12 protein-coding genes and 3 pseudogenes are annotated in these 11,412 nt (G+C 67.1%); 3 read left to right on the top strand and 12 right to left on the bottom strand.

Annotation, left to right across the window (positions count from 1 at the left end; translation table 11 throughout):
- Positions 1 to 37 precede the first annotated feature (37 nt).
- The 6 genes and pseudogenes from ACRAWC_RS23470 to ACRAWC_RS23495 all read right to left on the bottom strand — a co-directional run.
- Positions 38 to 349: pseudogene (locus tag ACRAWC_RS23470) on the bottom strand (sugar-binding domain-containing protein); the annotation flags it as partial.
- 123 nt (positions 350 to 472) lie between these two features.
- Positions 473 to 1,267 carry a carbohydrate ABC transporter permease gene (locus ACRAWC_RS23475; RefSeq protein ID WP_431349799.1) on the bottom strand — a complete coding sequence of 265 codons (795 nt, stop codon included), beginning with the start codon at positions 1,265 to 1,267 and terminating at the stop codon, positions 473 to 475.
- 207 nt (positions 1,268 to 1,474) lie between these two features.
- Positions 1,475 to 1,771 (bottom strand): carbohydrate ABC transporter permease, encoded by a 297-nt coding sequence (locus tag ACRAWC_RS23480; RefSeq protein ID WP_431349800.1) that lies wholly within the window; start codon positions 1,769 to 1,771, stop codon positions 1,475 to 1,477.
- Positions 1,722 to 2,225, bottom strand: coding sequence for a carbohydrate ABC transporter permease (locus ACRAWC_RS23485; RefSeq protein ID WP_431349801.1), 504 nt, complete (start codon positions 2,223 to 2,225; stop codon positions 1,722 to 1,724). Before ACRAWC_RS23485 ends, ACRAWC_RS23480 begins: the two co-directional genes overlap by 50 nt.
- A gap of 167 nt (positions 2,226 to 2,392) precedes the next feature.
- Positions 2,393 to 2,773, bottom strand: coding sequence for a hypothetical protein (locus tag ACRAWC_RS23490; RefSeq protein ID WP_431349802.1), 381 nt, complete (start codon positions 2,771 to 2,773; stop codon positions 2,393 to 2,395).
- The gene (locus ACRAWC_RS23495) at positions 2,725 to 3,768 is read right to left on the bottom strand and encodes an ABC transporter substrate-binding protein (protein WP_431349803.1); all 1,044 of its coding nucleotides are present in this window, start codon (positions 3,766 to 3,768) and stop codon (positions 2,725 to 2,727) included. Before ACRAWC_RS23495 ends, ACRAWC_RS23490 begins: the two co-directional genes overlap by 49 nt.
- Before the next feature lie 138 nt (positions 3,769 to 3,906).
- Between ACRAWC_RS23495 and ACRAWC_RS23500 the strand changes: the two genes are divergently transcribed.
- The gene (locus tag ACRAWC_RS23500) at positions 3,907 to 4,791 is read left to right on the top strand and encodes a LacI family DNA-binding transcriptional regulator (protein WP_431349804.1); all 885 of its coding nucleotides are present in this window, start codon (positions 3,907 to 3,909) and stop codon (positions 4,789 to 4,791) included.
- A gap of 261 nt (positions 4,792 to 5,052) precedes the next feature.
- On the opposite strand, the gene dnaB is transcribed toward ACRAWC_RS23500, so the two are convergent.
- The 6 genes and pseudogenes from dnaB to ACRAWC_RS23530 all read right to left on the bottom strand — a co-directional run bounded on the left by dnaB (position 5,053) and on the right by ACRAWC_RS23530 (position 10,166).
- Entirely contained in the window at positions 5,053 to 6,426 is a 1,374-nt protein-coding gene (gene dnaB, locus ACRAWC_RS23505) for a replicative DNA helicase (protein WP_431219567.1), read from the bottom strand.
- A 367-nt stretch (positions 6,427 to 6,793) separates the two neighbouring features.
- Positions 6,794 to 7,246: a 50S ribosomal protein L9 gene (gene rplI / locus ACRAWC_RS23510; RefSeq protein WP_431219568.1), complete on the bottom strand. Its 453-nt coding sequence runs from the start codon at positions 7,244 to 7,246 to the stop codon at positions 6,794 to 6,796.
- A gap of 11 nt (positions 7,247 to 7,257) precedes the next feature.
- Positions 7,258 to 7,521 (bottom strand): 30S ribosomal protein S18, encoded by a 264-nt coding sequence (rpsR, locus tag ACRAWC_RS23515; RefSeq protein WP_018189012.1) that lies wholly within the window; start codon positions 7,519 to 7,521, stop codon positions 7,258 to 7,260.
- Between the two features lie 81 nt (positions 7,522 to 7,602).
- Positions 7,603 to 8,109: a single-stranded DNA-binding protein gene (locus ACRAWC_RS23520; protein WP_064110449.1), complete on the bottom strand. Its 507-nt coding sequence runs from the start codon at positions 8,107 to 8,109 to the stop codon at positions 7,603 to 7,605.
- Between the two features lie 4 nt (positions 8,110 to 8,113).
- Positions 8,114 to 8,485 (bottom strand): 30S ribosomal protein S6, encoded by a 372-nt coding sequence (gene rpsF, locus ACRAWC_RS23525; RefSeq protein WP_018189014.1) that lies wholly within the window; start codon positions 8,483 to 8,485, stop codon positions 8,114 to 8,116.
- 250 nt (positions 8,486 to 8,735) lie between these two features.
- Positions 8,736 to 10,166: pseudogene (locus tag ACRAWC_RS23530) on the bottom strand (CCA tRNA nucleotidyltransferase).
- A 95-nt stretch (positions 10,167 to 10,261) separates the two neighbouring features.
- Here ACRAWC_RS23530 and ACRAWC_RS23535 point away from each other — a divergent pair.
- Together ACRAWC_RS23535 and ACRAWC_RS23540 are read left to right on the top strand one after the other, a co-directional pair.
- Positions 10,262 to 10,684, top strand: a pseudogene (locus ACRAWC_RS23535) (DUF6049 family protein); the annotation flags it as partial.
- Between the two features lie 184 nt (positions 10,685 to 10,868).
- A complete protein-coding gene (locus ACRAWC_RS23540) occupies positions 10,869 to 11,390 on the top strand; it encodes a hypothetical protein (protein WP_431349805.1) in 522 nt (173 codons plus the stop codon).
- Positions 11,391 to 11,412 lie beyond the last annotated feature (22 nt).

Genomic DNA, 11,412 nt, shown 5'->3' on the forward strand with positions numbered 1-11,412 from the left:
AGCGCTGCTTGCCGTGCGGGAGGGCGCGCTTGTCCGCCGGTGCGTCGACCTGCACCTCCAGCACGGCGGATTCGCCGGGCGCGAGCAGTGCGGTGACGTCGAACTCGAACGAGCTGTGGCCTCCGACATGTCGGCCGACCTCGACGCCGTCCAGCGACACGACGGCGTGGTGGTGCACCGCGCCGAAGCACAGCGCGACCCGCCGTCCCGCCCATTCGGCGGGCGCCGCGACAGTGCGCCGGTACACGGCATGCTCGAGCCAGGTGCGCTGCACGCCCGACGCTTCGGTCTCCCAGGCGAACGGCACGACGATCTCGCCGGGGTGCGCTCGTCGCCCTCGAAGGCCCACCGTCCGTTCAGGCTCAGCCAGGCGGCCGACCGGTCGCGGTCGGGGCGCGGGTACTCGGGCCTCGGAAGGTCGAGGTCGGCGCCGGAGTCGAGGTCGACAGTGGGTTCTGCGATGGTCATGGAGTCAGCCCTTTACGCTTCCGGCGAGGATGCCGTTGATGAAGTGCTTCTGCAGCACGATGAACAGGATGAGGAGGGGGATGAGGGCGACTGTCGCCGCGGCGAGCAGCTCTCCGGTGACGGTCGCGTAGTCGGCGCCGACCTTGTTGCCCGAGATGTTCTGGGCGAGCGTCGACAGCACGACCTGGAGGGTGGCCATGCGGCTGGAGCTCGCGACCACGACCGGCCACACGAAGTCGTTGTAGATGTTCATGATCGTCAGTACCGCCAGGCCGGCCAGCCCCGGGCGGATGACGGGGACGATGACGCGCCAGAAGATCCCGAACTCGCCGCACCCGTCGACCCGGGCGGCGTCGAGCAGCTCGTCGGGCACGGCGGCGATGACCTGCCGCATCCAGAAGATCGCGAACGCGTCGACGGAGCCGGGGAGAATGAGCGCCTGGTAGGTGTTCACCCAGCCGAGCTCCTTCATCTCCAGCAGCAGAGGGATGATGAGGACGATCGTCGGAAGCATCAGGGTGAGGAGCACCGCGCCGAAGATCAGGTTCTTGCCGCGGAAGTCGTATTTCGCGAACGCGTAGGCGGCCAGCAGGGCGAAGAAGAGCGTGATCATGCCCTTCACGAGCAGCACGATCCCGGTGTTGGCGAACCCGGACCCGATCGGAACGTCCTGGAGCATGCCGCGGAAGTTGTCGAGCGTGAAACCAGAGGGGTCGAAGCCGAGCGGATCGCGGATGATGTCGGCGGCGGGTTTGAACGACGAGATGATCGCCCACACGACCGGCGCAAGGAACGCCACGGTGAGGCACGATCAGGAACGCGTGCGAACCAGGATGGAGGCGGGGCCGGGCCCCCCGGGATCTGTGCAGCGACGCCCCCGCGCGGGACGGTTCAGCCGGAATGGTCGCGGTTCGCGCGGTCGGAGGTCGGAGGTCGAGATCGGCCATCGGTCAGTCCTTGGCTCGGAGGAGGCGGACGAAGACGAGCGAGAGCGCCATGACGACGATCACGAGGAGGAACGAGTTGGCCGCTCCGGTGCCCAGGTCTGCCCGGGTGATGTGGTTGTAGAGGTAGAGCCCTGCGGTGGTGGTCGACCCGTAGGGGCCTCCTTGGTCACCACATACGGCTCGGCGAACATCTGGAACACCGCGAGGGTTTGCAGCACAACGCAGAACATCAGCGAGCGCCGCAGCAGCGGCACCGTGATGCTCCAGAGCTGCCGGATCCTGCCGGCCCCGTCGAGCGAACCAGCCTCATAGAGGCTCGTGTCGATCGACTGGAGCCCGGACAGCAGGATGATCACGACGAACCCCGTCGTCTTCCAGAGGAAGAGGAGGGCGAGCGTGGAGCTTCGCCCAGGCGCTGGTGACCAGCCAGCCGATATGCGGTAGCCCGATCGCGCCGAGCACAGCGTTGACGGCACCGTAGTTCTGGTCGAATAGCACGATCCAGATCTGCGCGACCGCGACGAGCGGCGTGACGAACAGGACGATGAAAGCGACCCGGTAGAAGCCGCGCATCCGGAGCTTCGAGGTGTTCAGCATCACCGCGATGATCACCGAGACGACCAACTGGATCGGGACGATCAGGAGCCAGAGGATCCCCGAGTTCGCCAACGACGACCAGAAGTCGGGGCTGCCGAGGAGGTAGACATAATTGCCGAGGCCCACCCACTCCGCCGCGCCCGCACCGTGCCAGTCCGTGAAGCTCAGGCGCAGCGTGAAGACGAGCGGGTAGATGCTGAACGCCAGGAACACGCGCGACGAACGGGAGCACGAACAGATAGGGGGCGAGCCGGCGCCGCCAGAGCAGGCCGCGCCCACGGCGCCTCCTGCCGAGGCCGGTCGCCTGCGGTGCTGTCGAGTGTGGTCGTCACGTCATGTCCTCGTGGTGCGGCGTTCGGCGGAGCAGGTCGGTCCGGCCGCTACTGCGGTCGATCAGGTTGGTCTGGATGTCCGTCGACGACTGATCGATCACCTGCTTGGGCGTCATCGTGCCGTCGAGCATCTTCTGGATGTCGTTGCCGAGGTAGTCCGGCCCCCGACCACCAGGACGGAATGGGCGCGCCACCGGGGATCTGCTTGCCCGCCTTGATCGCGGTGCTCCAGAGGTCCTGGTCGCCCATCGCCGGTATCGGCTTGAACAGCGGCTTCGCCGGGTTCGCCGCGGGCTGGTAAGCGGGAATCGAGGTGTTGAGGCCTCCCGGGTAGACGCTGTTCGAGCCGTAGACCGCGGTGTAGCCGGCCTTGTCGAACATCAGGAACTTGTAGAACAGCCACGCGAGCTGCGAGTTCTTGCCGCCCATTGGGCAGGACGAACGACGAGCCGCCCATCGCGCCGCTGCGTGCGCCGCCGGACGACCAGGCCGGCAGCGGCATGGCGCGCCAGTCGCCGACCGTGGTCTTCAACTGCTGCTGCGGCGCGAAGTCGAACCACTGCGCCCACGGGTAGAAGACCTCGCTGCTGGAGTCGAGCGCTCCGATGTCGCTGGGGCTGAGGTACTCGGCTCGCGTGCCGAGGCCCTAGCTTCTGCACGGAGTCGAGCCAGGTCAGGATCTTGGTGTACTGCGGGGAGTCGAGGCGGAGCTTGCCGTCGGCGCCGGCGAGGCTGGTGCCGAGCTGGCTCGCGTACATCTCGAGCTGCAACTGGCCGAGGAACGTGCTCTGCTCCAGGTGGATCGGCTTGGCCCCCGGCTTGTACGCCTGGTACTTCTTCGCCGCGGCGATGAGGTCGTCGTAGGTGCGGACGCCGCTCGGGTCGATGCCAGCGGCGCTCAGGGCCTTGGCGTTGTAGAAGAGGAGGCCGGGGTCGAGGTCGAACGGGACGCCGTAGATGCCGCCCTTGACCGTGTTGACATCGACCTTCTGCTTGGCGATGTCCTTCTTGTAGGGAGCCAGCACATCCTTCAGGTTCCAGAGGTAGTCGACGTACCCGCCGACCTTGGCATCGTCGAGGAACACCCCGTCCGGCACGTCGGTGCCGGTGATGAGCGTGTTCTGAAGCTTGTTGTCGATGTCGACGGCCTCATGCTTGACGGTGATGCCCGGATAGGCCTTGTTGAAGTCTTTGATCGCCGCGTCGAACACCTTGAACAGGTCGCCCGAGCGGTCCCAGATGGTGATCGTGCCCTTGGGCGAACTCTCGGCGGGGGCTTTGAGGATCGAGGTGTCGGACGTGGAGGCGCTGCCGGAGCCGATCTGCGGACCGCAGCCGCTGAGGCCGATGGCGACGAGCGCCGCAGTGGCAACAGCCGCGACGCGGACAGCAGCACCGCGGGCGCTGCGTGGTGTGAGCTTCATGACACTCCTTCGTGCAGGATTCGACGATACGTCGGCCGGGGGACCGCAGGGTTCGGCGGTTTTGCCAACGTATGCAAACAGTAGCTCACGTTTGCGCACGTTGCAAACGGTAGAATGCGAATTCCCGAGAGGAGAGCCATGCCCGCAACATTGCGCGATGTCGCTGATCGAGCCCAGGTCTCTGTCCGCACGGTATCCAACGTGGTGAGCGGATACGAGCATGTGAGCGAGAAGATGCGCACGCGGGTGATGCAGGCTATCGACGACCTCGGATACGTTCCGAACCCCGTCGCCCGCACCCTTCGAACGGGTAAGACCGGGCTTCTCGCTTTTGTGGTGCCGGAGATCGATGTGCCGTTCTTCAGCGAGCTCGCGCGCGCGGTGATCGACGAGGCCGGCTCATTGGGTTTTCAGGTGATGATCGATCAGACCGGGCACGACCACGAACAGGAGCGCCAATTGCTGCGCGGCGGCGGCCGCCGGAACCTCTTCGACGGGATGCTTTTCGCTCCGCTGGCTACACGCGAAGAGCTCGACAACGTGGAGGCATCGGAGGAGTTGCCCATCATCCTGCTCGGCGAGCACACCTTCGATGGACGGTTCGATCACGTGGCTATTGACAACATCCAGGCCGCACACGACGCAACCATGCACCTCCTCGAGAGTGGCCGTACCCGTATCGCCGCTATCGGCGCCCAGCCCACGGAGGAGTACGCCACACCTCTGCAGCGGACCGAAGGATTCCACCTTGCGCTCAAGGAGCACGGCCGCAAGCCTGTCGAGGGGCTGCAGATGACTGCGCCTCACTACGGACGAGCGGACGGTTACGCCGCCGCAGCAGCACTCGTAGCGCAGGACCCTCGCCCCGATGCCATCTTCTGCTACTCGGATCTGCTGGCGATGGGAGCCATCCGCGCGGTGTTCGACGCAGGGCTGCGCGTGCCGGAAGACGTCGCAGTTATCGGCATCGACGACATCGAAGAGGGCCGGTACTCGCGGCCGTCGCTCAGCACCATCTCCTAGACATTCCGTTCATCGCCCGGACCGCAGTGAACCGGCTCGCCACCCGCATCGACGAGCCGTCGATCGACGCAAGAGAATTCATCGCTCCCCATCAACTGATCGCCCGCGAAAGCACCGCGGCATAGGTGAGCGAACCCTTAACTGGGACTGAGTCCTCGGCCATCTGACCCAGCCAGAGAGTGCCGGCATTGCGATCGATCGTGGCCACCGCCATCGCTGGCGACCGCGGCATTCACATCGGTCGACTCGCTCCGATCACTCTCAGACCGGCGCCATGTCGGTGAAGCGCGAGTAGTGGCCCTGGAAGGCGACCGTGACGGTGCGGGTGGGGCCGTTTCGGTGCTTGGCAACGATGAGGTCGGCCTCGCCTGCACGCGGGTTGTCCTTCTCGTACGCGGACTCGCGGTGGAGCAGGATGACGACGTCGGCGTCCTGCTCGATCGATCCGGACTCGCGGAGGTCGCTCAGGGCGGGGAGCTTGTCGGCGCGCTGCTCGGGGCCACGGTTGAGCTGGGAGAGCGCGATGACGGGCACCTGGAGCTCCTTGGCGAGCAGCTTCAGCGCTCGCGAGAACTCGCTGACCTCCTGCTGGCGGCTCTCGACGCGCTTGCCGCTGGTCATGAGCTGCAGGTAGTCGATGATGACCATCTTGAGGCCGACGCGCTGCTTGAGTCGGCGGCACTTGGCGCGGATCTCGACGAGGGTCATGTTGGGGCTGTCGTCGATGTACAGCGGCGCGTCGTTGATGCGGCCGCGAGTGGATGCGATGGTCGTCCAGTCACGGTTGTCGACCGTTCCCTTTCGCATGTTCTGCAGGGGAACGGACGCCTCGGCGGAGAGCAGGCGCATCGCGATCTCGCTGCGCCCCATCTCGAGCGAGAAGAAGATGGTCGGCATGTCGTGCTTGATCGCGGCGGCGCGGGCGAAGTCGAGCGCGAGGGTCGACTTACCGAGTGCCGGTCGCGCCGCGACGATGACCATCTGACCCGGGTGGAGGCCGTTGGTGAGCTCGTCGAGCTCGGCGAAACCGGTCGGGACACCGGTCATCGAGCCGTCCTTGTGCTTGGCGGCCTCGATCTCATCGATCGCGACGGTGACGGCCTCGGTGAGGGGGACGTAGTCCTCGGTCTCCTGGGTGCCGGTCACCGAGTAGATCTCGGCCTGGGCGTTGTTGACGAGGTCGAGCACCTCGCCCTCGGCCTTGTAGCCCATCTGCGTGATGCGCGTGCCGGCCTCGACGAGCCTCCGCAGCAGCGCCTTCTCGCCCACGATGTTGGCGTAGTAGCCGGCGTTGGCGGCGGTCGGCACGAGGCTCGTCAGCGTGTGGAGGTACTCGGCCCCACCGGCGCGTGAGAGCTCGCCGATCTTCGTCAGCTCGTCGGTGACCGTGATGACGTCGGTCGGCTCGCCGTGCGAGTAGAGCGACAGGATCGCGTCGTAGATGATCTCGTGCTTGGGGATGTAGAAGTCTGTGCCGCGGATGACCTCGACCACATCGGCCACCGCATCCTTGCTGAGCAGCATGCCGCCGAGCGCGCTCTGCTCGGCGAGCAGGTCGTGGGGCGGCGTGCGCTCGGGGGAGCGGACGTCGCCCTGGTCACGACCGTCGGCGAGACCGATATGGGCGATCGACACGTTCTCTCCTCACTGCTGGGCGGCACATCCCTCGAGTCAATTGTCGGGACGACCTCCGACACCCTATGGACGCCGGTCCCGCACTCACAACTCAGCCTGTGGATAAAACTGGGGAGAATCTGCGCGAAACGCCGTGGAGTGTGTGTAGAAGGTGTGTGGAAACCTGTGGACAACAAATGAGCTTTGGCGGATATAGACGGCCAGACCAGGGATTTTTCTGTCCCCACCCTGTGTGCAAAAAGTTCCTTGAACCCTGTGGTCAAGCTTGCGCCTGTGGCTTGAGCGCCTGTGTACAAGGCCGGGGAAAAGTCCCTTAACGAGAGGTAGCGGCGGGCATTCGCCCGCGCTACACTTTCGCGTATTTGCCTTACTTGGCAGCGACCACCTGCAGGGAGATGACGGCCGAGAGGTCGTCGTGCAGACGCACGGTCGCCTCGTGGTCGCCGACCACCTTGATGGGGTTGGGGAGCTCGATCTTGCGCTTGTCGAGCTCGCCGATGCCGGCCGCCTTGACGGCGTCCGCGACATCGCCGGTCTTGACCGAACCGAAGAGACGGCCCTCGCGGCCCGCCTTCACGGTCAGTTTCACCTTGGTGGCCTCGAGCTTCGCCTTGAGGTCCTGGGCCTGCTCGACCGTGTGGAGCTCGCGAGCGGCACGTGCCGCGCGGATCTGCTCGACCTGCTTCTCGCCGCCACGGCTCCACGCGATCGCGAAGCCCTGGGGGACGAGGTAGTTGCGGGCGTAGCCGTTCTTGACGTCGACGACGTCACCGGCCGAGCCGAGGCCGGTGACCTCGTGCGTGAGAATAACCTTCGACATGTCGTTTCTCCTTAGCGGCCGGAGCCGGCGTAGGGGAGGAGCGCCATCTCGCGCGCGTTCTTGACCGCGCGGGCGATGAGGCGCTGCTCCTGGACGGAGACACCGGTGATCCGGCGGGCGCGGATCTTTCCACGCTCCGAGATGAACTTGCGCAGGGTGGCGACGTCCTTGTAATCGATGACGCCCACGCGAACGGACTTCGCGGGTGCGGCGTTCTTGCCGTCCTTACCCTTGCGGATCGGCTTGCGGCGGTCGCCGCTCGACTTTCCAGCCATGGTTTCCTTTGCTTTCCGCCCGTCCGGCATACGGCCGGCGGGCTGATGATGTGTGCCCCTCTCATCGAGAGGCGAATCTCGTTAGAAGGGGGTCTCGTCGTTGTAGGAGCCCGGAGTGTTCCAGACATCCGCACCGGCGGACGGGTCCGCGGGAGCGGAAGCGGCCCACGGCTCCTCGACGGCAGGCGCGCCGCCGCCGAATCCACCCGGACGACCGCCGGAGGACTGGGCACGGGTGACCTGGGCGGTGGCGTAGCGCAGCGACGGGCCGATCTCATCGATCTCGAGCTCGATGCTGGTGCGCTTCTCGCCTTCCTTCGTCTCGTAGGACCGCTGCTTCAGGCGGCCCTGCGCGATGACGCGCGACCCCTTGGTCAGCGAACCCGCGACGTGCTCGGCGAACTCGCGCCAGACACTGGCTCGGAGGAACAGCGCCTCCCCGTCCTTCCACTCGTTCGCCTGACGGTCGAATGTGCGCGGAGTGGAGGCGATGGTGAAGTTGGCGACAGCCAGCCCGTTCTGCGTGTAGCGCAGTTCGGGGTCGGCCGTGAGGTTGCCCACCACGGTGATGACGGTCTCGCCGGCCATGGGACTAGGCGCCGGCCTTCTCGGAGGTGGCGGCCTTGCGGGCGGCCTTCTCGTCGGCGCGCTTCTGAGCGGCGGCGACCTGGGCGATCGCCTCCTCGGCGCGGAGGACCTTGGTGCGCATGACGGCCTCGCTGAGCTTCAGCTGGCGGTCGAGCTCCTTCGTGGTGTCACCTTCTGCGGTGAGCTGCACGACGGCGTAGATGCCCTCGGACTTCTTGTTGATCTCGTAAGCCAGGCGACGACGTCCCCAGATGTCGACGTTGTCGATCGTTCCACCGTCGTTGCGGACGACGTTGAGGAACTTGTCAAGGCTCGGAGCCACGGTGCGCTCATCGATCTCGGGATCGAGGATGACCATCAACTCGTACTGATGCATGACTAACCCACCTCCTCTGGTCTCAGCGGCTGCAGGCGGTCTGCAGCAGGAGGGTGTCATAGACGTGCCCAGGGCGAACTGGCGCCCAGGCAACTTATCAAGGGTAACGGATGCGGGTGCGGGGCGCCAGCCGGCGGTGATCTCGGTCATGTCCCCACTCTCGCGGGGAGGCGCATCCCGAAGGCTCGGGACCCGAAATCTGTGGAGAACCCGCCGGGCCCGCGCCCTGTGGACGACGCGAAACAAGCGCTCAGGCGGGCGCTCGGTCGCCCCACCACGCGAGCAGGCGCCGCGTGGCCTCCTCCTCGCCGAGCGGCCCCTCGTCGAGCCGGAGCTCCAGCAGGTACTTCATCGCCTGCCCGACCTCGCGTCCCGGACGGATGCCGAGGATGCTCATGACCTGCTCGCCGTCGAGGTCGGGCCGCACGGCATCCAGCTCCTCCTTCTCCTGCAGCTCGCGGATGCGCGACTCGAGGTCGTCGTAGGCGAATCCCAGCCGGTCGGCCTTCTTGCGATTGCGCGTCGTGACGTCCGCGCGGGTCAGCATGTGCAGGCGCTCGAGCTCGGGGCCGGCGTCACGCACGTAGCGCCGCACGGCCGAGTCGGTCCAGTGCGTGTCGGCGTAACCGAAAAGCGCAGGTGCAGCTCGATGAGGCGCGCGACCGAGTCGATGGTCGCCTTGTCGAAGCGGAGCGCGGTCAGCCGCTTCTTGGCCAGCTTCGCCCCCACGACGTCGTGGTGATAGAAGCTGACCGCTCCCCCGGCTCGAAGCGACGGGTCGCGGGCTTGCCGATGTCGTGCAGGATGGCCGCGAGCCGCAGCACGAGGTCGGGCGCTTCGCCCGGGTGCCGCTCGTGCTCATAGTCGATGGCCTGGTCGAGCACGGTGAGGCTGTGCTGGTAGACGTCCTTGTGGTGGTGGTGCTCGTCGACCTCCAGCCGCAGGGCGGGGATCTCGGGCACGACGAGTTCCGCCAGCCCGCTCTGCACGAGGAGTTCGAGCCCCGGACGGGGTCGGTCGGCCTGAAGGAGCTTGCTCAGTTCGTCGCGCACGCGTTCCGCGCTCACGATCTCGATGCGGTCGGCCATAGCGGCCATCGCCTCGCGCGTCTCGTCGTCGACGGTGAACCCGAGCTGAGCCGTGAAGCGCGCAGCCCGCATCATCCGCAGGGGATCGTCGCCGAAGGAGATCTGCGGGGTGCTCGGCGTGCGCAGCACCCCGCCATGAGGTCCTCCACGCCTCCGGAGGGGTCGACCAGGCGCACCTCGTGCAGCCGCAGCGCGAGCGCGTTGACGGTGAAGTCGCGCCGGAGGAGGTCGCCCTCCAGCGTGTCGCCGAACTCGACCTCCGGCTTGCGCGTCGTGCCGTCGTAGCTATCGCTGCGGTAGGTCGTGATCTCGACGGTGTCGTCACCCAGACGTGCGCCGATCGTCCCGAACTGACGTCCCACATCCCAGACGGCGTCGGCGATGGGGGAGACGATGCGGAGGATGTCGTCAGGTCGCGCGTCCGTTGTCAGATCGAGATCATGCACGGAGCGACCCAGAAGCGCGTCGCGCACGGGTCCGCCGACGAGGGCCAACTCGTGGCCGGCCGCCTGGAAAGCGTCGGCCAGACGGGCGACCGACGGCGTGCGTGCGAGGTCGCCGAGGCGTTCGAGGGATTCGGCGACGCTCTGCATGGTGCCCCAGTTTAACGGTGCTGCTCGCCGGGCTCTCGAGGGGTGGCCTCTACAATCGTCGTCATGGAGGCCGAGTCGGGATCGCGCGTCGACGCATGAGCGCAGCCTCCTCCACCCGTCGCCGGGGTGCGACGTTCCACGCCCGCGTCCGCGTTCTCGCGGCCACGGCAGCAGTGGGCGCGCTGACGGCGCTGGCCTCGATCACAGGAGGCGCGGTGCCGGCCGCAGCCGCCACTCCCGCGCCCTCGCCGTCACCGGGCCCGAGCGCGACCTCCTCCGCCTCGACGCTGACGGCGACCGTCACAGCCGACGACGGCGGCGTGCTCACCCCCGGCAAGGACCTCGGCGTCTCCGTCACCGTCTCGAACCCCACCGACACGGCCTACTCGTCCGGTTCCGTCGCGCTCTGGGTCGACCCCGAGCCGAAGGACGGTCGCGCCGCTCTGACGTCCTGGCTTGGCTCGACGGATAAACCTGCCGAGGCGGTTACGTTGGGGCAGTCGCAGCTGAACACTCTCGAGCCGGGCACCAGCACGGTCGTCCGCGTGGCCGTGCCCGCCGCCTCTCTGCCGTTCGCCGTCCGCACCGCATCGGCGGTTTTCGGCATCGGGGCCTCGGTTCACGCGGGTTCCGCCGGCGCCGAGCCGCGCGGCTCTGCTCGTCTGGTATCCCGGCGGCGCCGCGAAGCAGGCGAGCCTGAACGTGGTGCTGCCGATCGTGACCCCGGCCGGATCCGACGGTCTCATCGCGGCCGACGACCTGGCGACCTACACCGCTCCGAACGGCATCCTGACGCGCGACCTCGACGGCCTGAACGGCCACACGACGGTGACCGTCGGCATCGACCCGATGATCATCGCGTCCATCCGGGTGCTCGGCAATGCCGCTCCGGCGAGCGCCGTCGAGTGGCTGACCCGCCTGGCCGAGCTGCCGAACGACACCTTCTCTCTCGGTTACGGCGACGCGGACGCGGTGGGCCAGCTCCAGGCGGGCATCCCGGCTCCGCTGGCTCCCACCTCCCTGGGCTACGCGATCGACCCGAAGAACTTCACCCCGGCCCCCACACCCGTCGGCGTGCCGTCGACCGCGACGCCGACGCCCGCGCCGAAGACCACGGGGACACCGAGCCCCAGCCCCACCGCGACGCCCGGCCCCACCATCCCGGATCTGAACTCCCTGCTCGCCTGGAACTACACGCTGAGCGGGATCAGCTGGCCGGGCTGACAAGACCGTGCGCCGCGCCGAC

The organism is Leifsonia sp. L25 (genome assembly GCF_050632895.1).

Excerpts from the sequence above, each read along its gene's own strand:
- rpsR (WP_018189012.1), bottom strand. The coding sequence starts at position 7,521 with ATGGCTGGAAAGTCGAGCGGCGACCGCCGCAAGCCGATCCGCAAGGGT.
- rpsF (WP_018189014.1), bottom strand. The coding sequence starts at position 8,485 with ATGCATCAGTACGAGTTGATGGTCATCCTCGATCCCGAGATCGATGAG.
- rplI (WP_431219568.1), bottom strand. The coding sequence starts at position 7,246 with ATGTCGAAGGTTATTCTCACGCACGAGGTCACCGGCCTCGGCTCGGCC.
- ACRAWC_RS23495 (WP_431349803.1), bottom strand. The coding sequence starts at position 3,768 with ATGAAGCTCACACCACGCAGCGCCCGCGGTGCTGCTGTCCGCGTCGCG.
- ACRAWC_RS23490 (WP_431349802.1), bottom strand. The coding sequence starts at position 2,773 with ATGGGCGGCAAGAACTCGCAGCTCGCGTGGCTGTTCTACAAGTTCCTG.
- ACRAWC_RS23520 (WP_064110449.1), bottom strand. The coding sequence starts at position 8,109 with ATGGCCGGCGAGACCGTCATCACCGTGGTGGGCAACCTCACGGCCGAC.
- ACRAWC_RS23500 (WP_431349804.1), top strand. The coding sequence starts at position 3,907 with ATGCCCGCAACATTGCGCGATGTCGCTGATCGAGCCCAGGTCTCTGTC.